At 55.5% G+C, this 24563-nt stretch carries 23 protein-coding genes and 1 tRNA gene; 7 read left to right on the top strand and 17 right to left on the bottom strand.

What is annotated here, in order from left to right:
• Positions 1-191: 191 nt before the first annotated feature.
• The 10 genes from ACUVOF_RS16470 to ACUVOF_RS16425 form a co-directional block, all read right to left on the bottom strand.
• The gene (locus ACUVOF_RS16470; RefSeq protein ID WP_447045373.1) at positions 192-821 is read right to left on the bottom strand and encodes a histidine phosphatase family protein; all 630 of its coding nucleotides are present in this window, start codon (positions 819-821) and stop codon (positions 192-194) included.
• A 26-nt stretch (positions 822-847) separates the two neighbouring features.
• Positions 848-1663 (bottom strand): phosphonate ABC transporter, permease protein PhnE, encoded by an 816-nt coding sequence (phnE, locus tag ACUVOF_RS16465; RefSeq protein WP_447045372.1) that lies wholly within the window; start codon positions 1661-1663, stop codon positions 848-850.
• Between the two features lie 61 nt (positions 1664-1724).
• Positions 1725-2585: a phosphonate ABC transporter, permease protein PhnE gene (gene phnE, locus ACUVOF_RS16460; RefSeq protein ID WP_447045371.1), complete on the bottom strand. Its 861-nt coding sequence runs from the start codon at positions 2583-2585 to the stop codon at positions 1725-1727.
• Positions 2582-3427: a phosphonate ABC transporter ATP-binding protein gene (gene phnC, locus ACUVOF_RS16455; RefSeq protein WP_447045370.1), complete on the bottom strand. Its 846-nt coding sequence runs from the start codon at positions 3425-3427 to the stop codon at positions 2582-2584. The genes phnE (ACUVOF_RS16460) and phnC overlap by 4 nt, the downstream gene beginning before the upstream one ends.
• Before the next feature lie 77 nt (positions 3428-3504).
• A complete protein-coding gene (gene phnD / locus ACUVOF_RS16450) occupies positions 3505-4470 on the bottom strand; it encodes a phosphate/phosphite/phosphonate ABC transporter substrate-binding protein (RefSeq protein ID WP_447045369.1) in 966 nt (321 codons plus the stop codon).
• 92 nt (positions 4471-4562) lie between these two features.
• Entirely contained in the window at positions 4563-6374 is a 1812-nt protein-coding gene (locus ACUVOF_RS16445; RefSeq protein ID WP_447045368.1) for a bifunctional diguanylate cyclase/phosphodiesterase, read from the bottom strand.
• Positions 6375-6566: 192 nt separating this feature from the next.
• A complete protein-coding gene (locus ACUVOF_RS16440) occupies positions 6567-8486 on the bottom strand; it encodes an alkaline phosphatase D family protein (protein ID WP_447045367.1) in 1920 nt (639 codons plus the stop codon).
• Between the two features lie 15 nt (positions 8487-8501).
• Complete coding sequence (locus ACUVOF_RS16435; protein WP_447045366.1) at positions 8502-9881, bottom strand: sensor histidine kinase; 1380 nt, start codon at positions 9879-9881, stop codon at positions 8502-8504.
• A complete protein-coding gene (locus ACUVOF_RS16430) occupies positions 9878-10552 on the bottom strand; it encodes a response regulator transcription factor (RefSeq protein ID WP_447045365.1) in 675 nt (224 codons plus the stop codon). The genes ACUVOF_RS16435 and ACUVOF_RS16430 overlap by 4 nt, the downstream gene beginning before the upstream one ends.
• A gap of 84 nt (positions 10553-10636) precedes the next feature.
• Positions 10637-11047 carry a PepSY domain-containing protein gene (locus ACUVOF_RS16425; RefSeq protein WP_447045364.1) on the bottom strand — a complete coding sequence of 137 codons (411 nt, stop codon included), beginning with the start codon at positions 11045-11047 and terminating at the stop codon, positions 10637-10639.
• Positions 11048-11193: 146 nt separating this feature from the next.
• Here ACUVOF_RS16425 and ACUVOF_RS16420 point away from each other — a divergent pair, with 146 nt between their 5' ends.
• Complete coding sequence (locus tag ACUVOF_RS16420) at positions 11194-11670, top strand: PepSY domain-containing protein (RefSeq protein ID WP_447045363.1); 477 nt, start codon at positions 11194-11196, stop codon at positions 11668-11670.
• Between the two features lie 57 nt (positions 11671-11727).
• Here ACUVOF_RS16420 and ACUVOF_RS16415 read toward each other — a convergent pair whose 3' ends face one another.
• The gene (locus ACUVOF_RS16415; protein ID WP_447045362.1) at positions 11728-13098 is read right to left on the bottom strand and encodes a Glu/Leu/Phe/Val family dehydrogenase; all 1371 of its coding nucleotides are present in this window, start codon (positions 13096-13098) and stop codon (positions 11728-11730) included.
• A 124-nt stretch (positions 13099-13222) separates the two neighbouring features.
• Between ACUVOF_RS16415 and ACUVOF_RS16410 the strand changes: the two genes are divergently transcribed.
• Positions 13223-14230: a DUF1853 family protein gene (locus tag ACUVOF_RS16410; protein WP_447045361.1), complete on the top strand. Its 1008-nt coding sequence runs from the start codon at positions 13223-13225 to the stop codon at positions 14228-14230.
• Between the two features lie 26 nt (positions 14231-14256).
• Here ACUVOF_RS16410 and proB read toward each other — a convergent pair whose 3' ends face one another.
• From proB to rplU, 4 genes are all read right to left on the bottom strand, one after another.
• The gene (proB, locus tag ACUVOF_RS16405) at positions 14257-15396 is read right to left on the bottom strand and encodes a glutamate 5-kinase (protein WP_447045360.1); all 1140 of its coding nucleotides are present in this window, start codon (positions 15394-15396) and stop codon (positions 14257-14259) included.
• A gap of 28 nt (positions 15397-15424) precedes the next feature.
• Positions 15425-16612, bottom strand: a complete 1188-nt coding sequence (gene cgtA / locus ACUVOF_RS16400) for an Obg family GTPase CgtA (protein ID WP_447045359.1) — start codon at positions 16610-16612, stop codon at positions 15425-15427.
• Positions 16613-16819: 207 nt separating this feature from the next.
• Positions 16820-17077 carry a 50S ribosomal protein L27 gene (rpmA, locus tag ACUVOF_RS16395; RefSeq protein WP_008957069.1) on the bottom strand — a complete coding sequence of 86 codons (258 nt, stop codon included), beginning with the start codon at positions 17075-17077 and terminating at the stop codon, positions 16820-16822.
• Positions 17078-17106: 29 nt separating this feature from the next.
• A complete protein-coding gene (rplU, locus tag ACUVOF_RS16390) occupies positions 17107-17418 on the bottom strand; it encodes a 50S ribosomal protein L21 (protein ID WP_113269788.1) in 312 nt (103 codons plus the stop codon).
• Positions 17419-17746: 328 nt separating this feature from the next.
• Here rplU and ispB point away from each other — a divergent pair, with 328 nt between their 5' ends.
• From ispB to ACUVOF_RS16375, 3 genes are all read left to right on the top strand, one after another.
• Positions 17747-18751, top strand: coding sequence for an octaprenyl diphosphate synthase (gene ispB / locus ACUVOF_RS16385; protein WP_447045358.1), 1005 nt, complete (start codon positions 17747-17749; stop codon positions 18749-18751).
• A gap of 100 nt (positions 18752-18851) precedes the next feature.
• Positions 18852-18928 (top strand) — tRNA-Pro (locus ACUVOF_RS16380).
• A gap of 114 nt (positions 18929-19042) precedes the next feature.
• A complete protein-coding gene (locus ACUVOF_RS16375; protein WP_447045357.1) occupies positions 19043-19309 on the top strand; it encodes a hypothetical protein in 267 nt (88 codons plus the stop codon).
• A 381-nt stretch (positions 19310-19690) separates the two neighbouring features.
• Here ACUVOF_RS16375 and ACUVOF_RS16370 read toward each other — a convergent pair whose 3' ends face one another.
• Both ACUVOF_RS16370 and ACUVOF_RS16365 read right to left on the bottom strand, forming a co-directional pair.
• Positions 19691-20755, bottom strand: a complete 1065-nt coding sequence (locus tag ACUVOF_RS16370; RefSeq protein WP_447045356.1) for a phage portal protein — start codon at positions 20753-20755, stop codon at positions 19691-19693.
• Entirely contained in the window at positions 20752-22536 is a 1785-nt protein-coding gene (locus tag ACUVOF_RS16365; RefSeq protein ID WP_447045355.1) for a terminase large subunit domain-containing protein, read from the bottom strand. Before ACUVOF_RS16365 ends, ACUVOF_RS16370 begins: the two co-directional genes overlap by 4 nt.
• A 154-nt stretch (positions 22537-22690) precedes the next feature.
• Between ACUVOF_RS16365 and ACUVOF_RS16360 the strand changes: the two genes are divergently transcribed.
• A complete protein-coding gene (locus tag ACUVOF_RS16360) occupies positions 22691-23500 on the top strand; it encodes a GPO family capsid scaffolding protein (protein ID WP_447045353.1) in 810 nt (269 codons plus the stop codon).
• 54 nt (positions 23501-23554) lie between these two features.
• The gene (locus ACUVOF_RS16355; protein ID WP_447045352.1) at positions 23555-24556 is read left to right on the top strand and encodes a phage major capsid protein, P2 family; all 1002 of its coding nucleotides are present in this window, start codon (positions 23555-23557) and stop codon (positions 24554-24556) included.
• The last annotated feature ends 7 nt before the right edge of the window (positions 24557-24563 follow it).

Below are 24563 nucleotides of genomic sequence, written 5' to 3'. Positions count from 1 at the left end.
TTATTGATCGTCGCGTTAGGCTCGTGTGATGTAGGTTTTATCGTGGCTGACCGTAGTAAGGCCTGCCCCGTTATTCCTCCCTCGTACACATATCAGTACGTCGGCATATTAGCACTGAATGACGTACAAGGTACTTTGTACTGCAAAGTACCTTATCGACTGTCAAGATAATAAGTTTAATCCAGCGTACGTTAGCGGCCTATCCACTCAATAAACGTGGTCTCACCAAGCGCATGGCGCTCATGGCGTACCCGGCTCATCGCCGCGTAAGGTAAATCCATCGCCATTATCCGCGAGAGTGGCTGCTCGATAACCTGTCGCAGCAGGCTATTACAGACAAACAAATGCGAAACTATCAATACATGCTTACCAGGCGGATTGATTAAAAGCTGCTGCCATACGTCAGCGAGGCGCGCGTCAAAGGCTTGAATGGTTTCACCACCGGGGGGAGAAACTTTAGCCGGATCATGCCAAAACGCCCTCATTCGCTCGGTGCCCTCTTCAGCAAATACCTGCGCATAGGTTTTGCCTTCCCATTGCCCCAGCTGCAGCTCGGCAAGATCGTCCTCCACCTGAACGGGCAGATCAAACTCTTCCCCTAGCCACAGGGCGAATTCACGACAGCGCATTAAGGGCGACGTTACAATCGCATCGTAGGGTAAATGCCCGTTGACCGTATGCTGCATGACTGCATCGGTCACTTGCTGCCAGCCGGCTTCACTCAGCGGATGATCCGTGGAGCCACGCAGCATGCGCCCTCCCACCGGTTCACCATGGCGCAACAAATCAATAGTGATGATTTCCGCATCTGGAAAACGCATACTCCACTCCTGGACGGTTAACGCGTTTAAATAATCGCGTGACGAACCCGCGCGGAGATCCATTCGGATACCAACACAGTAGCGAAAATCATGATAAAAATGACGCTGACTTGATCCCAGGCGAGGCTGTTAATCGAAGCGTTCAACTGCAAACCAATACCCCCTGCGCCCACCAAACCCAACACCGTCGATTCACGGATATTAATGTCCCAACGATAAACGCTAATACCGGCGAAGGCAGGCATCACCTGGGGCAACACGCCATAGTTCATCACCTGCATGCGACTCGCGCCGGTAGCACTGATCGCTTCCACCGGCGTAGGGTGAATCTCTTCAATGGCTTCGTAGAGCAACTTGCCCACAAAGCCGATCGAGCGCAGTGCAATAGCGATAATTCCCGCCAGCACGCCAGGGCCGAGAATGGTCACCAATAGCATCGCCCAAATCAGCGAGTTGATTGATCGTGATGAGACAATCACCATCAGCGCCACACTGCGTACCAGCGGATGAGGCGTGGTGTTACGGGCAGCGAGAAAGGCGACGGGGAACGCCATGACAATACCTAGCGCAGTGCCCAAAGTGGCGATGTTCAGCGTGTCCCACATGGGTTTCCACAGCACATTGGCATAGCGCCACTCTGGCGGCGTCATGCGACTAATCAGGTCGGCCCCTTGACGCCCTGCGTCTTCGACAAACACCCACATGGTGTTATCGGAAATCATCTTCCAGCAGAGCAGAAATAGGCTGATACCCGCCAGCCAGGCTACATATTCTAGCCATTGAGCGCGTGTCGTACGCCGTCGCCATACCGGCAGCCCCTTCGGTGTAAATGAAACAGGCATTTAACTTCTCCACACATTACGGGCGCAGCGGTGGCCGGCCCAAAAAATATTGATCCAGCAATTACTGGGTCCAGCGGCGGACATGGCTTGAGCTGTACTCGCACAGCAACACGATGGCGATGATGATCAGCAAAATGGCTGCGGAGGTGTCGTATTCATAGCGGCTCAGCGAGGTGTTCAAGGTGGCGCCGATACCGCCCGCGCCGACAATGCCAATCACCGAGGATTCGCGGAAGTTAATATCCAGGCGGTACATGGAAAGCCCGATCAAACGTGGCATCACTTGGGGCTGCACTGCTGTATTCATGGTCTGCCACCAGCTGGCTCCGGTGGCACGCACCGCCTCTACCTGGCGCCAATCCAGGTCTTCAATATCTTCCGCCAGCAACTTGGCCATAAAACCAATCGTGGCGAATGCCAAGGTAATCATGCCCGCAAATGGGCCAAAGCCGAACATCACCACAAATAGAATTGCGATGATGATCTCCTGGAACGTACGTGAAACGGCAATAATGGCACGGCAGGCAATGTAAATCGGAAGGGGTGAAATATTACGCGCGGCCCCTAAGCCTACGGGTATCGCCAGCAATACCCCCAACACCGTGGAAGTCAGGGTCATGGTCAAACTTTCCATCAGGCCAGCCACGATGTCGTCGTAGCGACTGACAAAGTCGGGCTGCATAAAGGCACCCAAAAAATTAACCGCCCGACCCGCACCTTCCGCCACCCGCGCCCAGTTCACCTCTACCGATGCGAGCGCCAAGGCTAGATAGACCACTGCGCCAATCACCAGACCCCAGCGCAGTCGCGGGTTATCAATCAGCGGCAGGCGCCGCCAATGGCCCTGTCTGGCAGCTTGTTGGCGCGCCCGCCCTTCTGCCTGCACTTCTGCTGTTAGCGGTGCATCAGCCAGTTTACTCATCGAGCACTCCCCGCCGCCATCGCCGGCATGTTAGCCGGGTAAGAAGACGTTTCTGGTCTATCATCAACAGTTTCATCGTCTATCGGCTCGGGTGTGGTGTCCCAATCCTCTTCACCGTAAATAGTGGTGAGCATCTCGCTGGTAAGTTCGCTGGGCTGACCGTCAAAAACGATTTCTCCTGTGCGCAGGCCGACAATCCGATCCGCAAACTGCTGGGCCAGTGCCACGTCATGAATATTGATAATCGCCGCCAAATCGCGCTCAGCACACAATTCGCGAATCAAGCGCATGATTTGGCGAGAGGTTTTCGGGTCAAGGCTGGCGGTGGGTTCGTCAACCAGCAGTAGCTTGGGGCTCTGTAATAGCGCCCGGGCGATACCGACGCGCTGGCGCTGCCCGCCTGAAAGAGCATCAGCGCGCTTATCTATTGCATGGGAAAGCCCTACCCGCTCCAGTAACCGAAAGGCTTCGGTAACGGCTTCCTGAGGGTAGCGTCGCAAAAAACTGCTCCAAAAGCCGACATAACCAAGCTGGCCCGATAGCACGTTCTCCATCACGGTGAGCCGGTCTACCAACGCATACTCTTGGAAAATCATTCCCATGGAGCGGCGGGCGTGGCGCAGTTTATGCCCAGAGAGCTTGGTAAGCTCCGTGCCTTCCAGGCGAATGCTGCCCTGGGTAGGCTCAACCAGGCGGTTCACACAGCGAATTAGTGTGCTTTTACCCGCGCCAGAAGGCCCAATCAATGCCATTACCTGGCCTTTCGGCAAGGTGAGTTCAATATCCGTCAGCGCTCGGTCCCCGGTGGGGTAGCGCTTGCCTACGCCGCTTAGTGTCAACATTTTTCCCACCTCGTATGTATAGCGAAACGGCCAGAAAGGCGTGCCTTCCTGGCCGAGCAGGGATACCGTATAAACGATCAATCGCAGTCGTAAGTCACACCGTTGGCATCCGCAATGGTGCGAATAACAGACCAATTGTCCTGGTAGGTAATCGGAATAAACTGCGCTTCTCCCGAGTTGGCAAATTCCGACTCAAGCGCAGTGCCTTCCCAGTCGTAGCTGAAGAACGCGTCCTGAATCTTCTCGGCGAGTTCCGGGTTCAGGTTGTTCGCCAGACCGTAAGCGGTGGTGGGGAACGTTTCTGAGGTGTAAATAATGTCGTAATCACCCTCGTTAACCACGCCACGAGAAATCATCCGCTTACCCACTGAGTTAGCAATGGCCGCCGCATCATAGTCTTCGTTAACCACGCCGAGGATGGAGTTGTCGTGGGAGCCAGAGAAAGCGGTTTCAAAATCTTCGCCCGCTTCCATGCCGTACTCGGAGCGTAGCAGTGCAGAAGGCGCGCGGAAGCCGGAGTTAGAGGTCTCGGAGGTAAACGCGAGTTGGCGGCCCTCAAGGTCTTCTACCGATTCAATACCGCTGCCAGGGTAGGTGATGATCTCCATCTCGTAGCCGAAACTACCATCTTCTGCCGCCATCATGGCAAACGGCCTGAAACCACCGCAGTTAACCGCTACCGGTACGCCGCCGGTATTAAAACCAGCAACGTGCAAACGGCCAGCGCGCAGCGCTTCCTGCTGAGCTGCATTGGATTGCACGGGGAAAAATTGAACCTCTTTGCCCGTTGCTTCGCTCAGGTGCTCAAGAAAGTCGGACCACACATCGGCGTAAACAGCAGGATCTTCAACTGGTGTGTAGGCAAATACGAGCGTATCTGGGTCGGCCCACTGAGCTTCATCGCTGGGCGCATCGGCAACCATATCGCCATCGTTATCGACATAACGCGATGAAAGATCCGCGGAGGCATTCACCGCAACCACGGCGAAAGCACTGGCAACAGCAGTGCTGATGAATGTGCGGGATAGAGATAAAGTCTGCATGGGACACCTAAAGCGTTGTTAGAAGATGGCCACAATCCTGACCACTTCACATGACAACGGCAGGTCACTCCCATGACCAGTTGGTGACAACTTTATGAATGCTCAGTGACTGTACCCACCACAGTGCTCACCACTTTGGCCTGAACCGGGTCCTGAACCGGTTCAGAGCAGTGACCACGGCGCTCAACGAACAGGCTGTTACCCGCCATCTTTTTGGCTTGGTGCTTCAGCTCGGAAAGCTCGCCAGCGATAGCTAACGATTGGCAGAGAGAGGTATCAGTAATGGGCTTCACCGCAATAGAGACGCTAACAAAAGGGTAAAATGTCACCATGTTCTGTCGATTTTCAATATGAAGACCGCCCTGAAGGCGATCAGCTTCTTCGTAAAAGCCCGGCGCCATTACTTCGAATGAGCGCAGTATCTGCTGACAAACATTCTCCCAATGACCGAGCGGTAACAGCATCATAAAGTCGTCACCACCAATATGGCCGATAAAGCCGCCGGCGCTCTCCACTTGTGCCTGCAATAGCCGCGATAGCGAAATAATCACATGGTCGCCCCGGGCGTAGCCGTAAGCATCGTTAAACGCTTTAAAATTATCCAAGTCGACATAAGCAGCGGCAAAACCCTGCTCAGCGGCTAAATAGGTAGCCAGGGTTTCGTTAATCAGAATATTACCTGGCAAACCGGTCAGTGGGTTAGCGTGGCGCGCTTGCCGCACTTGTATCGCGGTGATCTCGCGTAGAAGATCCACAATATTGCCCATGCCCAGGTAGTCCCCCTCAGGGCTGACGATCACAAAATCCTCTTGCTCAATATCGCGGCTGTCGGTCAATTCCTGGCTCAACATCTCAAGCGGCGTATCCGCCTCTGCCACTAGCATGCGGGCATCAGCAACATCCAGCACGCAACGCTTGGCATACAGCGCGTGGCTAAAAGGATTGGTAAACAGGGTCAGAAATGCGTTGCGGCGTACCACCGCCACAGGCTTCCTGTCTTCTACCACCGCCAAACAGCGCAAGCTGGGGTGTTGGCGAAACCGCTCGGAGACTAGCGGCACCGAGCAATCAGCCGTGATAGCGTCGATTGTGCGCAAGATAGAGCGTGCGGTGCGGCCCGCGGGGCTTTTTAATTGAGTAGTAGCAGGCAGCAGCAGGCTTAACTGTAAAGGTGGCTGCTGGCTGGGCCGAGCAAAATAGAAGCCTTGCAGCAGCGTTAGCCCGCGGTCGAGTTCCCAAAGGCAGAGATGTTCTGCGGCGGTCTCCACGCCTTCAGCGATCAGTTGGCAATCCAGGCTACGCGCCACATCAAGAATCGAGCGTAAGAATTCTCGCTTGGCAGGCTCTTGATCGATTCCAGAGATAAAGTGACGGTCCAGTTTGACAAAGTCCGGACGTAGTTCCGACCAGTGACGCAAGCTTGAGTGCCCTGCTCCCAAGTCATCGAGTGCAACCTGAAAGCCCATATCGCGATAATGAGCCACCGCTTGGCGCATTAGGTCATAGTCATGAATCGGCACATGCTCAGTGAGTTCAATCACCACACGCTCAGGGGGTAAGCCGCTTTCGTGAATAAAGCCCAGCGTTAATCCTTCGCGAAAATCACGCTCTACAATGGTCAACGGCATGACGTTAAGAAACAGCAAGCCGGGTAGTGCCAACTCTGCAAATCGATGGATGGCCAAACGACGGCAGAGTAGGTCCAACTCCACCAGCAGCCCCGCTTGGGTCGCCACATCAAATAGCCGTAACGGCGAGTGCAGTGGTGATGATTTAGGTCCACGAATCAGGGCTTCGTAGCCATAAATCGCCTGTTGGCTGGCATCCACGATGGGCTGAAATAGCACATGCAACTCTTCTGTCGCAATAATCTGGTTAAGCCACTGCGCTTCTTGTGCGGTCATTTACTTGCTGTCCTCTTCATCAGCCCTATCAAACAGCGACGTGGATACTGATGTGCAACCTTCCCTGGAGGTTATTGAGAAACTGCAAGCGTGCGTCACTTTTGTGACGCTATCATGACAATCAACTATAGATTCAGTCAGTTAACGTAGTAACAGCCTTTCAGTACCGGCTCTGCTTAGGAGTAGAACTCTTTATAAAAGAGGCTTCTCGGGCGGCGGGAAAACGACATCACGGCCATCCGCGTCAAGCTGACGAATATCGCTTGGGTGACCTTTCTCATCCAGCGTCACCAAACCAATGCCGCTAGCGTTCCAGAGCCGTTCGCCAGCGCTGGCGCGGTCAGGATCACGCGGATGAACACTCAGCTTGCGGCGCTTGGTGAACCAGTTCAGCGGCGACCACGGCGCATAAAGCCAGCGGTTCAGGCGATCAAAGGTATTGAGCAGGGTTGTCGGAAAGGTGTTTTTGATTCCACTGGAGGTAATTTGCCACAGCCGGGGCGAGCGTCGTTGCTGGCGAACCACGATGTCGTAGACAAAGGAGTAATGCACATCGCCTGACAAGATCACGTAGTTGCCGGGGGTTTTGGAGTGTTGCCATATTTGCAGCAACGTATTGGCCGCCCCGCGATGAGCCATCCAGTTCTCCGCATCCACGACCAGCGGCTTACCCACGGCGGTGAAAACTTTCTGAATACTCTCAATTAACTTAACGCCAAACATGGGCGCGGGCGAGATAATCACTGCACTTTTGGCGCCCATCAGCGCTTGCTGCATCTCCATCAGCGCCTCCCAATCCATCAAGCCAGAGGGATGATTTAGTTTGCCCTCGCTGCGCCAACGCCGGGTTCGGGTATCCAGCACTATCAATTTAGGCGTACCCGACACCTGAAACTCCCAGCCTTGAAAACGCAGTAGCCGATCGATGAAGCCATCTTGTTCCGCACACACCAGCGGTTGACTGCCGTCATGCAGCAGTGTCGAGGCGTGATGGATGAGTGGGTTGAGCTTATCCGGATCATTACCCCAGGCCTGGCAGAGCAGGTACGCCACTAGGGCGTTACCGATAATGCGCTTCGAGAATGGGTGGCCGTAGGCGGCGAGCTCCCAGTCAGCGGAAAGGTTCCAATCGTCGGTCACATCGTGGTCATCGAAGATCATCAGGCTGGGCAAGTGCGCCATCAGCCGCGCGCAATGAGGCAAACCGGCAACGAAGGTATCGATCACCGCCTGTTCCTGGCGATAGAGCTCGGCGTTTTTTTCATCTAAAGTAGGCGCGTCAAAAGTAATCACTTGCCAGGGCACGGGGGACCATACCAGGCAATACATGGCGAGCATTTCAGCCAGTGTCATTAAATGGTTCTGCGCATTCGCCGATGTAAAGACCGGCTTCTTGACGCCGCTAAAAAAACGTTGGCGTAGCGCCACATTGCTGGTCACATCAGGCAGCAAATCTGCGCGCCGATAGTAACTATCGGGTGAATTATAGAGGGCTTGGCTGTCTTCCACCGTGGCACCTTCCAGCCACTCATCCACCAACCCTAGCCGTTCGATGAGCGCATGCACAGCGCGTAACATGGGACCGGCAACATCGTCAGCGTAAATTTGATCACCGGTCATCAGCAGCCAAGCGGGCCATTCGTTGGGCGCTGCCTGCTGCTCGGCGAGCCAGCTATCGGCGCGCACCAAGCCATCGGCACTATCATGATGAGGTTTACGGCAAGAGCCATGCATGAGCCGATGATGCCGCGATGCAATCACAAAGGCGGGATAAGCGGCGCCGTCATAACATAACCAGGGCGCCCACTCGGGCAATGAGCGCCAATCGCCGTTTAGCGTTTCAACTTGCAGGTCATACTCGATGCGCTCGTCGCAGGGCAGCGGCGAATCCAGCTCAACATCAATAAGATACATAAAGGCGCGCTGACCGATAGCGATACACTGCCGGTGGTGTACCAGATCGATTGATTCGGCCTCGCTCTGCCCTGGTCGCAGCACCAGAGCCATATTCAGTCGCCGAGTGGCGACCATCCAGAATACCAGCCGGGTAGGGCTGATACGCCTTAATAAGGGGCCAACTAAAATATCAGGCAGCGTATCAGTGCTATTCATCCAATGAAGTCTCCGTTATCCATGCGCCACCACGGGCAGTTCGACGACCACCTCTAACCCGCCGGTGCTGGCGCGAGTAAGCTGCATTTGGCCGTTATACAGGGCGACAAGATCAGTGACGATAGCGAGCCCAAGACCACTGCCCGAGCGCTGTTCGTCCAACCGTCTACCACGCTGAACTGCCTGCTGGCATTCCACCTCCGACATGCCAGGGCCATTATCGCTAATGGTGAAGGTCAACTGCTGCTCGTTAACCTTTACGTTGAGCTGTATCTCGCTGTGTGCCCAGCGCAGCGCATTATCCATTAAGTTACCCACCAGCTCTTGGATATCTTGCTCATCCATATGCACTCTGATTTTCTGATCCCAGGCTTGGCGCAACACAATGCCGCGCCGCTGGGCAAGCCTGGCCAGCCCATTAATCAGCGGTGTAAGCGTAGTGTGTAGATCAATAGGTGCAAAACGCACGCCTTCGCCCGCCGCAGAGGCACGCGCCAAATGGTGGCGTACTGCGCCATCCACACGTGCCAACTCAACCTCCCAATCGCGACGATTCGCTTCGGGCAACTGGCGCAATTGAAGACGCATGACACTCAGCGGCGTTTTTAGTGCATGGGCGAGATTGCCCGCGGTATGGCGGCCGCGTTCAATTAAACGCTGATCACGTGCCAGCACTGCATTCATCGAGGCGGCCAGTGTCGCCAGCTCTTCCGGCAAGCGGGTATCCAACTGTTCGGCACGCCCCTGCTCTACGTCATGAAGGTTAGCGTGCATACGGCGTAGCGGTGCTAATCCCCAGCGTACTTGCAGCGCTAATACGCCGAGTAGCACTACGCCCAACCCTGTTAAACCGCCCCACAGCAGATGGCGGAATTTCCGGATATCACGGACTAACGTATCGTCCTGGGCAGCCACGCTAATATGTAGCGGCGCGTCTAATGGCGCCAGAATGATATCGCGCTCCACTACGCGAAGCGATTGACCCCGCGGGCCGTCTAGCGAGCGCGCATTAAGATTTTCATTATCAATCACTGGTAGACGTTGGTCCCACAGCGAGCGCGAAGCCAAGGTATGTTGATCACCATCGGTAATTTGCCAGTACCAGCCGGAGTAGACACTCTCAAAACGCGGGTCGCCCAGCGCTCGATCGTGGACGAGCTGCTGCGTTAAACGATCATACGTAACACTGGCGATGATGACATTAAGTGTGGCTGCCAAACGTTCGTCAAAAGCTTGGGTGGCCGATGCATGGTAGTGATGAGAAAGCAGTGTGCCTGCAAGCGGCAAGGCCACTCCTATCATGGCGAGCGCGGCCAGCAATAGCCGCATACTAATCGAGCGCCTTGCCCAGCGCCTTATCCATTGTTTACGCCACGCCGGCTTGGTTTGACTCATTCGGTGGCGGGCTCTTCTTCTAATAATCGGTAGCCTTGGCCACGCTGGGTGGCAATTCGCCAACTGCCCAACTTGCGACGTAGACGGCTAACCTGAACATCAATCACATTCGAGTCTGGCTCGTGGTCGCGGTCGTAAACGTGCTCTGAAAGCTCGGTACGACTCACCACCCGCGGTGCGGCATGCATCAAGTAACCCAGTAGCCGTGTCTCTTGGGCAGTTAACCCAACCGGACGCCCTGCCAACGTCACGTGCTGGGTATGGGTATCTAAACTCAATTCACCCACTTTCAGTACCGGGTGAGCGTGACCGTGGCTGCGGCGAACAAGCGCACGCAGGCGAAACAGCACTTCCGCTGGCTCGAACGGCTTAGTGACATAGTCATCTGCGCCGGCGGAAAATCCCGCGGCTTTATCGGCCCAGCGCTCGCGAGCGGTAAGGATCAGAACCGGAACATCGATGCCATCTTCCCGCCACGCTGCAAGCCAGCGAGTACCGTCACCATCGGGCAGCCCGACATCCAAAATCAGCGTGTCATAAGCTTCGGTGCGGACTAAAAAATCAGCGTCTTGTCCGGTCGCCGCATGCTCGACCAGCCAGTCACCGTCGCGAAGCGCCTGGCTCAATTCGCGCGCTAGCGCTTGGTCGTCCTCTACCAGCAAACACTTCATTGGCTAACTACCCTTTTCTTAACGATTAACGTCTGGCGCTTCTTGCTACTGGCATATTGGCATCCTGGCGATTGGCGCAGCGCCTTAACGCTGCATGTCGTTAATACGGACACCTTCAATGGACATCAGCTGGCCGTTTTGGCCATCAAACTCGAACTCAACGACTTGCCCCTGGGGGCCGAGCAATTTGATTTCATACTCTACATAGCCTCCTTCACGCTCAACCTCAACCTCCAGCACGTCACCTATATAGTGGGTTTCCAGCCAATCTAAAATAGTCTCGAGTGGGACGACTTCGCCACGGCGAACTTCGCCGTGCAACGACTCCCAAGGCTGGTCACCCACAGCGCTACCCGCCAGCAACATTATTGCCAGCAACATTGTTAGCAACGTTGTCAGCAACCCTACCCGTGCTAATCCCGCCGCGTTGCGGCGCCGCGAACGTCGTAGAGCGCTAAGCAGTGACTTTTTAAAGTAATGAGGGATTTTACGCATAATCTCAGCATGCCAAAGGCAACATGAACATTAGATGAACAGCTTTGTCAGCTTAAGGAAAGTATCACGGTGATATAAATTCCCTGTCGCATTCGCTGAATGCCAGTCACTCATTCACGTTTAAATACGTAAAGAAGGAATTTGCTATGAATGCCATGAAAAAAATGCTGCTGATCCCGACGTCTGCGCTACTGCTGGCCGCGGCGGCGGGCAGTGCCCAAGCCGATTCGCTGCCGATGGACCGCATCGATGACGTATTAACCCACGCCAATGACTACGGCTTCACGCATTACGAAGAACTTAGCATCAAAGGCCGTGGCCGGGCAGAGGTTGAGGGCTGGTTAGACGATGAGTGGTACGCCGATGTAGATTTCTCTTTAGATAACGGTGAAACGCTGGAAGAAAAACGCGAGCGCCTGATTACCGGCGCCTGGGGCATGAGCGAAGACGATATCCGCCAAGCCCTGGACGTTGCCAGTCAAGAAGGTATGACTGAGTTTGAAGACCTGGAAATCGACAAGAGCGGTATTATCGACATTGAAGGCCGCGATGAAAACGGCCGTGAGCTGGAAATTAGCCTGCGCCAAGGCTCCTACGAAGTTACCCAAATCGACCGTGATTAATTTTCTTTAACCTTGCAGCGGGTTCCCTATAGGGAGCCCGCTGCGTTTGCAAGAAAATCAACGACGGTCCTGGCAGTTCCCGCGCGCCATGATAGCATCGGCAATACGCTCAACGCCTTGGCGATAAGCTGCCTGTCGGTAAGTAATGCTCTCCTTTTCTGCTCGGATGATTACCTTCCTGGCCTCTTCACTTAACAGCGCGTCCAAGCGATCATTCACCTGCGCTTCACTCCATATTTCGCCAGCCCGATTTTGCAGCCACTCGAAATAACTGACGATCACACCGCCTGTATTGGCAAGCACATCCGGGAGTATCGGCACATCGCGCTGCGCAAGGGATTGGTCAGCATCGCTGGTCAAAGGTCCGTTGGCGATTTCTAAGATAGCCCCTGCTTTCACCTCATTCACGTTGTCGCAATGAATTTGATTCTCCAATGCCGCCAATGCCAATACATCCACGTCGAGCGCGAGCAGTTCAGCACCCGCCATCGATTTACCCGCTTTACTGTCAGCCACCTTACCGCTTTTCGACTTAGCCTGTTTAACGGCTTCAATATCCAAGCCATCAGCGTTATAGCAGGCACCGCTTGAATCAGATACCGCCACGATGCGGTAACCACGTTCGCTGGCCAAACGGGCAAAATGATAAGCCGCATTGCCGAAACCCTGCACCGCCACAGTGGTCTCTTCGGCCTTGCGTTCTTCGCGCCCGGCCCACAAATCGAGTACTTTTAGTGCGCCTCGCCCTGTGGCGGCCACGCGTCCGGGTGAGCCGCCTAATGGCAATGGTTTTCCGGTAATCGCCGCGGGCACTTTAGCCCTTACAATTTGCTCATACTCATCAATCATCCAGCCCATGACCGTGGCATCGGTATTCACATCGGGCGCAGGAATATCCCGGTCTGGTCCCATAATATCGGCAATGGCGCGAATATAACCACGCGCTAAACGTTCTCGTTCCAGTGATGAGAGCGCTTTGGCATCGACCTGCACGCCGCCTTTCCCACCGCCATAAGGCAAGCCAACAACAGCGCACTTAACAGCCATCCAGAAGCTCAATGTGGTGACTTCGTGCTGATTGACCTTGGGGTGAAAACGCACACCGCCTTTAGCAGGCCCCAGGCTGGTATCGTAGTGTACCCGCCAAGCAGGAAAGGCTTTTAAGCTGCCATCGTCCATACGCACGGGAATGCTCACCTGCAGCGAGAGGCTGGGCTGCATCAGTCGCGCCTGCGCATCAGGGTGAATGTCGAGCACCTTGAATACATCTTCAAGGCGTGAACGGGCATCCTCGAACAGTGCCGCGCCAATTTCTGGGGTTAGCGCTTGAGGAGCCGTTTTTTCGGCTTGTGGTTGGGGCACCTGGCTGGCCGTCGCTTTGGACTTGTGGTTTTTTGACTTCGCCTTTTTCGTCTTAGCATTACCCATTCAATACGCTCCTTTCCATAGCCAGAGTAGGACTTCAAGCGATGATCGTTATAACGTGTCTACAGCGTAGCAGTTGGCGGCCAAGTCATAGCGTCAACCTTATCAATGTGCTGAGGGGTATCGCGTGTTTAATGAAGGCGTTTATGGTGCGTTGGATGCTGAAGAGTTCGACACAACGGGGCGAGGTGATTCAGTATTGCGCGATTTAGCGTGGCTGGCCGCCACGCCGGACCTGGTGGAGCTGCCGCCGCCGATTCCCTGCTCAGGACGCCCTACACTGAAAGAGCTGGGATTAGAGGGAACGCTATTGCCATGGCTGCATCAGCTTGGCCGACCGACATTAGCGGCCTTGAACGGTCAGCGTGTTTCACGTATGGGGCACTATCACGAACGCCTATGGCACATGCTATTAGATCACGCGCCGAATATGCGGCTATTAGCCCGGAATGTGCGCATTACCCGACAACGCACGACCCTGGGCGAACTGGATATGCTTTATCGCACCCGCGATAACCCGGCGCCAGTGCATTTAGAAGTCGCTATTAAATTTTACTTGGGCCTACCGGAAGGGCCTGGAGCGCCTACTAGTCAAAGCCGCTGGATTGGCCCCGGTGGGTTAGACAGCCTTGCGATTAAATGCGCCCATCTACGCCGCCATCAACTACCGCTTTCTACTACCGCGCCAGCGCTGGAAACGCTTGCGCATTGGCTAGCCCCCAGGGACCTTGGCGTTTCTGAGCTTGATTTAACCACCCAGCTAACCCAGCGGCTGGCGATGCCAGGTGTGCTTTACTACCCCTGGCACGCCTCATTGCCCGCACCGGAAGGAGCGACGCCAAATCATCATCGAGGGGTATGGTGTTATTGTCGTGACTGGCCTGCGCTGGCGGCTTGTTTAACCGAAATGCCTAAGATGGCATGGCTGGAAAAACCGCACTGGATGGCGCCACCTCTACTCAGCGCCTTTCGCCCGGCGGGGGTGTTGCTGCCCGCTATTATTGAAAAGATGCACGCCTGGCGCTCCCCCCAACAATTGATGCTGTATTACCCGGAGCAACAGCACTATGAGCGGTTTTTTTTAGTACCCGACGACTGGCCGCGTCAGGTGCCTCTACCGCCAGTGGAGGGCTAACTCATACGCTGATAAATATATAACGTTTATACAACAACTAAGTTATCGCGGTGTATCAGCTCATGGGCTTCTACATAGCCGAGAATCGCTTCAATCTGATGGCTGGGCTGGCCCGCCAACTGTCGCGCTTCATCGGCGCCGTAGTTAACCAGACCTTTGGCCACTGACGCGCCTTGCTCATCTACGCATACCACCATATCGCCACGTTTAAAGCCGCCCTGCACATCACGCACACCGACCGCCAATAAGCTAGAGCCTTTATCACGTAGCACTTTGACAGCCCCCGCATCCAGCACCAGCGTACCGCGCACCTGCAATTGACCCGCCAGCCAGCGTTTGCGCGCCGCCATGGGCACTTGGTCAGGACGCAGCAGCGTGCCCAGCGCCTCACCCGCCATTATCCGGCTGATAACGTCAGGCTGGCGACCACTGGCTATTACCGTGACCGCCCCAGAGCGCGCCGCCAACTGCGCCGCGCGCACCTTGGTGCTCATGCCGCCACGCCCCAACGCTCCTCCACTGCCGGCCACGGCGGCTAACCGCGGGTCGTCGGCGCGTCCTTCAGCAATCATCTGAGCGTTAGGGTTATGGCGGGGATCGGCGTCAAACAGGCCTTCCTGGTCGGTCAACAGCAGTAGCGCATCGGCTTCCAGCAAATTAGCGACCAATGCACCTAGCGTGTCGTTATCGCCAAAGCGAATCTCGTCGGTAACAACAGTGTCGTTTTCATTGATCACCGGCACTACGCGCATCTCTACCAGTGTGCGCAATGCTGAAAGGGCGTTGAGGTAGCGCTTGCGATTGGAAAGGTCGTCGTGGGTGAGCAGAATTTGTGCGGTGAGCATGCCATGGCGGGCAAAGTGCTGCTCATAGCACTGGGTCAGGCCGTTTTGGCCAACGGCAGCGGCGGCTTGAAGTTCATGCACGGCGCTAGGGCGCACCTGCCAGCCAAGGCGCACCATACCGGCAGCAACGGCACCGGATGAGACCAGCACTACTTCAATGCCTTGTTGATGCAAGGCAGCAATTTGGTCGACCCAACCGCCAATGGCGGCTTCGTCCAGGCCGCGGCCATCATTGGTGAGGAGCGCACTGCCGATCTTCACCACGACCCGCCGCGCACAGCTGAGCGCACTGCGCCCTAGTCTTTGCTCGTTACTTTCCATGCCACCCCACCTTCATCAGGCACTGATACTAAGGCGCATACTCGACTTCAACATCGTAATCATCGTCGTCGAAATCTTCATCATCCTCATCGTCACGCTTACGGCGACGACCCAAGCGTGCTTCGGTACGCGCAACCGACTCTTCTTCCATGCGGCGGCGCATCTCTTGCTCACGAGCCAATGCCTCTTCGTCTTCGTTCTCAAGACGACGCTGTTCAGTCAACCAGCGGTAGGCCGCCTGTACCAGCTTATCAGTACCGTCACTGCTGATCGCCGAAATGCGGAACACCGGGCTTTCCCAGTTGAGCGCCTGGATAATTTCTTGAGCACGTGCTTCACGCTCATCTTCTGGCAGCAGATCAAACTTGTTCAACACCAACCAGCGCGGGCGCTCGGAAAGTGCAGGCGAGAACTGCCCCAACTCATGGACAATCGCCTTGGCGGCCTCGACCGGGTCGGACTCATCAAACGGCGCGACATCGACCACATGAAACAGCAGCCGCGTGCGCGTCAGATGCTTCAAGAAACGCAGCCCTAACCCCGCACCATCAGACGCCCCTTCGATCAAGCCCGGCACGTCGGCCATCACGAAGTGCTCATGCATCCCCAGTTTTACGACGCCCAAGTTAGGCACCAACGTAGTGAACGGGTAGTTGGCGACCTTGGGCTTGGCGGCTGACACCGAGCGAATCAGCGTGGATTTACCCGCGTTGGGCATGCCCAGCAGACCCACATCGGCCATGACTTTCATTTCCAGGCGCAGGTTGCGGCGATCGCCTTCAGTGCCCGGCGTCGTGCGGCGCGGTGCACGATTGGTCGAGGACTTGAAGTGGATATTCCCCAGTCCACGTCGGCCGCCTTCGCCTACCAGCACTACCTGACCGATCTCGGTGACATCCGCGATCACTTCAAGGGTGTCTTCATCAATCACGGTGGTTCCCACCGGTACTTTGACGTGTAGGTCTTCCCCTGCCTTGCCGCTCATTTGACGGCCCATGCCACCCTGGCCGTTTTGGGCTTTATAAAAGCGCTGGTATTTAAAATCGATCAGGGTATTAAGGGCATCGTCACCAATTAGGTAGACGCTACCTCCATGACCGCCATCACCCCCATCGGGGCCGCCCCTGGGCACATATTTTTCGCGGCGAAAGCTCAGACAGCCATTGCCGCCTTTGCCCGCCTCAACAATAATCGAGGCTTCATCGACGAACTGCATTGGATTCTCCCGGCCGCTTCCGCCGCCCTAATATGCACAACTTTTTTTCCAACCTTTTTTCCCAACCCTTTGTTCCCACCAGCATGCTGGTCAAGAACCGTGGTCAAGTGTATTGGAAAAGAGATTTAACCGACAAAAAAGCCCCGCCATAGCGGGGCCTTTTTTACTCGCAACTATTTCCACAATTACGAGCGCAACGCGAGCCGTTTAGGCAGAAACGATGCTAACAAACTTACGGTTTTTGGGACCTTTGGTCTCAAACTTCACAAAACCGTCGCTCAGGGCGAACAGTGTGTGGTCACGACCTAGGCCTACGCCTGTGCCCGCGTGGAAACGCGTGCCGCGCTGACGCACGATGATGTTACCCGCAGTTGCCGCTTGGCCACCGAAGAGTTTTACACCTAAGCGTTTGGACTCGGAATCGCGACCGTTACGCGTGGAGCCAGCTGCCTTTTTATGTGCCATTGCAAAATCCTCCTAGGGGAATTGACCGCTTACGCAGAAATTCCGGTAATTTTGACTTCAGTGAACCACTGGCGGTGGCCCTGACGCTTCATGCTGTGCTTACGACGACGGAACTTGATGATCGTCACCTTGTCACCGCGGCCATGAGAAACGATTTCCGCGGACACCTTGGCACCACTGATCATCGGAGCGCCGATGTTGAAGTCGTCGCCGTCTGCGACCATCAGCACTTCGTCAAACTCGATCGTTTCGCCGGTGGCGACTTCGATTTTCTCGAGCTTGAGCGTTTGACCTTCTTGAACGCGGTACTGCTTGCCACCGCTTTTAATAATTGCGTACATGTCGCTCTCCGGACTTGTCGTTAATGCCGCTTTCGGCAGCGCTCATCGCCTTACGCTCTTATCGACCTGCTGCGAGTGGCGCCCCTTTTGGCAGCCATCTGACAGGGAGCATGATGAGTGGGTCGCGGATTATAACGACTATCGATGCATACCACAAGACCACAGGCATTTGCCAATTGTCGCCAACTTCCGCTACCACGCTGTAACCATAGCGCGTATCTTGACGCCCAACAGGCAGCCCCATAGCATGACATCAACACATGACCCCAACTACACCACAAATAGGGGCGGCTCTTACCGCCTCCATCTGCCGCGATGAACGGATCCCATGACTGCCAACGTCTCCTCAGCCCAGCCTGACAGCCCAACGCCTTCACCGCTGCACGCCGTAGTGGCCGATGACTTCGCAGCCGTCAACCGGACGATTGTCAAGCAGCTCAATTCCAAAGTACCGCTGGTAGAAACCATCGGTCAGTACATTACCGAAAGCGGCGGCAAACGGTTGCGCCCTTTACTGGCGCTACTCGCCGCCCGCTCTCTCAACTACACCGGTGATAAACATATACCGCTGGCCACGCTGATTGAGTTCATGCACACCTCCACGCTACTGCATGACGATGTGGTGGATGAATCACATATGCGCCGAGGCAAGAAAACCGCCAATGACGCTTGGGGCAATGCTCCTTCCGTCCTGGTGGGTGACTTCCTGTACGCCCGCTCGTTTCAAATGATGGTCGATGTCGGCTCAATGCGGATCATGGCGATTCTTTCCGGTGCCACCTGCATTATCGCGGAAGGCGAAGTGCTGCAGCTGACCAATATCGGCAACCCCAGCATCTCTGAGGATGATTATTTCGAGACCATTTTGGGCAAAACCGCCATGCTGTTTGAAGCGGCTTCCCATAGCGGTGCGGTGCTGGCGGAAGCAACGCCGGAGCAAGAGCAGGCCCTCCAGTATTATGGCCGCTACCTGGGCCTCGCCTTCCAGCTTATTGATGACCTGCTGGATTACCAAGGCGACGCCGATGCCATGGGCAAAAACGTGGGCGACGACCTCGCCGAAGGCAAACCGACACTACCGCTGATCCACGCCATGGAACAAGGCACGCCGGAGCAAGCCAAGCTAATCCGTCAGGTGATTCGTGATGGTGGGCTTGAGCAGCTCGATGCCGTGCTCGAAATTGTTCACGCCACCGGTGCGCTCGACTACACCCGCCAGCGGGCCGAAGAAATGGCCGACAAAGCCCTGCAACAACTAGACGCCTTGCCGCCCAGCGCCTACCGCGACAGCATGGCCCAGCTGGCTCGTTTAGCGGTCGATCGCCAAGCATAAAAATTGCTAGGTCACACCGCCGAAGACTTGAAAAAACACGTCTGGCTAAGTATGATCCACCTCCGTTGTTGAACGCAGATAAGCACTGCTCAGCAACCTTCGGAATATAGCTCAGCTTGGTAGAGCGCTGCCTTCGGGAGGCAGAGGTCGTAGGTTCGAATCCTGCTATTCCGACCAAGAATTCTATGAAAAACGGCCACTTAGCTAAACCAGCAAGTGGCCGTTTTTTGTTAAAAGCGATTCTAGGTAGCAAATAGGTAGCAACGTAAAATATTGAAGGGGCCGTGGATAGTGACAAGATCACCCCAAAAGCTAACCCGCTTCACCTACTCACTACGTCAACACCCTGGCGATGGATCCTACCTTCAGTTTGATATTCGCCTGCAAAACCAGAGCGCAAAGATCGGCCTAACCCCTGCTGATACCATCGAGCTATGGATTACCTACGCAGAAATGCCCACCGTCGTCGCCGATCTCGTCGACGAACGAACCTGGGAAGGCCACCGCAAAACCATCCTGTCAATGCTTGCCGACCACTACCTCACGCCTTTTCACTGAGCACCGCGAAAACTGCAAATTTGCGCATGAAAACGCATAAAAATAACACCCCTTATAACTGCCCTTCCGCCCAGCAGTGGCGAGGCTTGAGCACCTGCCGCAATGGTGCATAAAAACCACTACATTTAGCGCGCGGGCGGGGCGGGGTGACGATAGCGCGGCGCGGGTCGCCACCGTGGGTGGGTAGGCGGGCCGCACAGCTCGCACAAGGCGCGTTCTAGTCTTGCGAGTGGTCGGGATAGGGACAGAATAAGAGCGCTTAAAACGAATCGTAAGGCTAATAAAAGGACTAATGCGTATCATTTAAAAAATTCCTTCATGTGTGCGCGCACAAAAAAGCCGCCCAGGTGGGCGGCATCGTTAACCGGTCGGGTCGGTCTATTAATCCTCGGCGTCAGGATCTACCAAACGGTAGGGGTCAAACTTCACCACCTCTTCGCCAACGTGCTCGTTGATCTCGCGCATCGTCGCTTGAAGTGGTTCCAGCTCGTTGGCAACGAATACCCGCGCGGCCTTTTCGATGTCACCAAAGCCCCCGGTATTTTGGGGAATGATGCCCATTAGCTGGGGTGGTATCCGATGCCCCGCGAGCTGATCGTCGCGCGTGATGTTCTTAATGGAAGTAAACTCATCCTTTGCTGCCACCTCCGACACCGGAATGATCTGAACGCCATCTTTCTTACCCCTGGGGGAGTAGAGGAACAGGTTTCGGAAGTTTCCCGGCCCCTTGCTGTCTTTAAGCGCTTTGCGCATATCGTCAATGTCTTTCTGATCGTGGGCAGCATCGTTCACGTACATGATAAAACCAGCGTGCGAGCCGTTGAGGTAGTACCGGCGGCGAAACAGAGTCGCGCTCTCGTTTAACCAGGCGCTTTGTAGTGAGCCGATATAGTCCGGCACCCCGTATATGCTTTGATCGATATCGGGCTCCAAGAGGTGAATAATTCGACCCTCGGGCATTTCTACCCGCTCCATATAGTTGGGTATCCACCAATAGCGGTCGTTATCACCCCGGCGCATGTACTTGCTTAAACGGTGCTCCAATTTAAGTCGACGCCCCAGGCGCCCGCGAATCTCCTCAAGGTAGCCATTGCCAAACGTCAGGTAATCCAAAGCCACACCGCTAAAGTCGCGCCGGGATAGCATTGGATGGGGGATAAACGTCTTGAGCAATATATTCCGCTTAACCTGAAGCGCACTGCCATGGTGCGGCGTTGCCCGATAGCTTTTAGACAGCACGCTCAGCGGGATCGGCGGCTCGTACCACTCATCCGGCGTAAGCCAAACCCCCTCATACCAAACGTCACGCATTGAAGTAACCGGCTCGGGGTCACCAAACGTAAACGCTTCCATTCGCCCGCTGTCGGTGGCCACCGCTGGGGCGGCCTTGTCAGTCTCATAGGCATACACGCGGTGGCGCGGCTTTGCCGCAGCGGTCGTTGTCATTCGTACATCTCCATTAGTGATTTACCGGTGCCCTCTTCGACAGGACCGTCGACAGGTTCAAATTTGAGTGCATGCATCGTCGCCCACGCCAAGTCCGCGTGGCCGGTGGTTTTATTGCGGCCGCTCGTATAGGTGAATTGCATTCCGCTCTTGGTGAGTTCTTTTTTGATCGACATAAACGCCGCGGCGAGATCCGACCAGCCCGCATCAAATTCAAGACGCCCTTTGCTGACGATCTGCTGAGCCTGCAACACCATTTGGGTTTTCAGGTCGACGCTATAGCTATATCGGGTAACCGTGGGGAACCACTTCTCGACATACTCAGCCACCGCCCCGCCAATGCTGGTGGTATCTATGCCGATATGCCCAATGTTGTATTTGTGGCGGAAGGATTCGATAAACGCCGCTTGGTCTTCGTAGTCCTGCCCTTTGAGTCGGTGACGCTCCAATACCCGATGCTTTTCCTCCCGGGTGCGCGCGGGCAGAACCACCACAAGCCCCGCACCGTCGCCATCTTCACCGCGGCCGGTTGGGTCGTAGCCAATCCACACTTCCCGATCACCCACCGGGCGCGGGGCGAATGGCCGGTAATCGTCCCAAACCTCCCAGCTATCAACCATGCAAGACTTCATCACGGCGAGCGGGAAGGCGCTTTGGCTATCATCGACAAAGCCACACATCAGCAAGTTGTCGAACTCATCCGCCGAGTACTCGAGTCGCAGTTGGTCCAGGTCGAAAAGGTCACAACCGCCCGCGATAGCATCCATGACCGTGACGATCTGCCGCCAATGGCCATCCGGGCATAGTTTCCCGTCTTTCAGCGCTTCGTGACTGACATCAAACTCGACCCGCTCCGACTTCTTCCGCCGCTTATTGAACAGCTCCCCGTTCCAGAATGGATACCCTTCATGGCCAACACTCGACGGCGTCGAAAAATACGTCTGCCGCCACTTCTTGTGCATGGCCATGCCAGACGTAACTTTGCGGAACTCAGCAAAGCGATGAATCCAGAAATACTCATCGAGATAAACGTCACCGTGATAACCCTGGGCGGTTTTGGAGTTGGTACCCAAGAAATGCAGCTCGGCGCCATTATCCAAAACAATCGGGTCACCTTTCAGCTCGACGTCACACACCTCTTTGACGAACTGAATAATGTAATTGCGGAAGATATGCGCCTGGGCGCGTGATGCAGAAAGGAAAATCTTATTCCGCCCATGCTTGAACGCATCGACGATAGCCTCGCGGGCAAAGTACCACGTCGCCCCGATCTGGCGGCTTTTCAGAATGTTGCGAATGCGGTGCTTTTGCCCCGCCTCATGCCATCCCATCTGATATTCAAACAACGAATCTAAGAACGCCTCTTCCAGCGCCTCGACCCGCTCTTCGTCTAAAAAGTTACGCTTCGCCTTCTTCTTCGGCGCAGCGTTGCGCGCCTCGATGTTCGGGTTTAAATCGGCCTCGTTGCCGGATTCGTCATACTTACGGATTCTGGCCTGACGCTCTAATTGCCGCCCAAGAAGGTCAATTTCTTTCAGGTCGCCAGGTTCTTTTTTGTCCTTGGCGATAAGTTGGACCATACGCGCTTCAAGCGTGTACTCGATCCGGTCTGCTGGGGATTTATCCTCCCAGCGGTCGCGCGCCTTCCAGCTATGCACCGTCGCCGGTTTCTCGCCAATTTCCTCAGCAATGCGCGCAACTCGCCACCCCTGCCAATACAGGTGGCGGGCAGTCATGCGCGGAGATTGGAGCGCGGTAAGAATCGGGTCGGGTGCTGTCATCGTCATGCCGCCAGCGTACCCGTCGCGCGCGATGCTCACGCCTGCCCTGACTTGTCCTAAACCCCCCGCACAACGCGCAACCGTTGAGCCAAACGCCCTACGCGCGGAACCTGAGCGCTATCTTGATCTTCCACAACCCCGACGAGGCTTAACCATGCCCTGGCACCGTATCGCAACCGAAGGCGCGACCACCGATGGCCGCAACATTGACGCCGACTGGCTAACCAAAATGGCCGCTAATTTTAATCCAGCAAAATACGGCTGCCGGATCAGCTTAGAGCACATTAAAGGAATCCTACCGGACAGCCCTTTTAAGGCGTATGGCGATGTCACCGCGCTAAAAACTGAAAAAGGGGATGAAGGAAAGGTCGAGCTATTCGCCGAAATCGACCCCACCGATGAACTCAAGGCTATGGTGAAAAATCGCCAAAAGATTTACACCTCAATGGAAGTTGACCCCGACTTCTCCGACACCGGCGAACCGCGTCTAGTGGGGCTTGCAGTCACCGATACCCCAGCGTCGCTGGGTACCACAATGCTCCAGTTCAGTGCTGGCCAAGGTAAAGAATCCCCGTTCACCAATCGCAAGCAGCGCCCAGAAAACCTATTCACGGCAGCAACGGTCGCTGACCTCGACTTCACCGAAGAAGAAACGCCCAAGCCCGGCATCAGCGACTTCGTAAAAAGCCTATTCAGCCGCCAAGACGCCAAAACCAACAAGGGCTTTGAAGCCTTCGGCGCCGATATCCAAAGCGCGTTCGAAGAGTTCGCCAAGCGTCACGACGCCATGAATACCGAGCTAGAAAGCCGCCCCACTGCCGAGGCATTCAGCCAGCTGAAAAAAGATCACGACGCCCTGAAAAAGAGCTTCGATGAGCTCTACACCCAGCTAGACAAAACGCCCGACACCTCATACCGCGCCCCCGCCACTGGCGGCGACGCAGTTCAAGAAACCGACTGCTAAGCGCTGGCCAGCCAAAACGTCAGCCACCGCCAATAAATTCAAGGGACAAAATCAATGCGCAACGATACGCGATTCGCCTTAAACAAATTCCGCGCCAAACTAGCCAAGCTCAACGGCGTTGAGAACACCAGCGAGCAATTCAACGTCGCGCCCAGTATCCAGCAAACCCTAGAAACCCGCATGCAGGAAAGCTCCGAGTTTCTAAGCCAAATCAACATGGTCGGCGTGGATGAGATTAAAGGGCAGAAAGTAGGCCTCGGCGTCTCCGGGCCGATTGCCAGCCGCACCAATACCGACCAAAACGAGCGCGCGACCCGCGACGTTTCCGAGCTAACCGATAACAACTATGAAGCTGTCAGCACTGAGTTTGACACCCATATCCGATGGTCACAGCTCGATGCATGGTCGCGCTTCCCTGATTTTCAGGCCCGCATCCGCAACGCCATCATCCGTCGCCAAGCGCTCGATCGCATCATGATTGGCTTCAACGGCACCAGTGCAGCGACTGAAACCGACCGCACCGCCAACCCGCTACTGCAGGACGTCAACATCGGCTGGCTGCAAAAATACCGCACCCACGCACCCGCCCGCGTCCTATCCGGCGTCACCGTCGGGGCCGGTGGCACCTACGCAAACCTGGATGCACTGGTGTTTGATGCGGTTAACGAAATGATCGACCCCTGGTACCGCGAAGGCACCGACCTCGTGGCAATCATGGGCCGTAAAATGCTGGCCGATAAATATTTTCCACTGATTCAGCAAAACGCCGAAACGCCCACCGAAGCCCGCGCGCTTGACCTCATCATCAGCCAAAAGCGTGTGGGTGGCCTGCAAGCGGTGCGCGCCCCATTCGTGCCAGATGGCAGCGTACTAATCACCTCACTGGCCAACCTGTCGCTTTACTGGCAGCTAGGCAGCCGCCGCCGCTACGTGCTCGATAACCCCAAGCGCAACCGCATAGAGAACTACGAATCCAGCAACGACGCCTACGTCATTGAAGACTACGGCCTGGGCTGTTTGGTGGAAGGTATCACCGAAGCCGAGCCGGCCGCATAAAAGGGGA

It is taken from the genome of Vreelandella sp. H-I2, from assembly GCF_052959335.1.
Note: the sequence above shows the minus strand (reverse complement) of the source record. Positions and strands in the feature narration are given on the sequence as shown.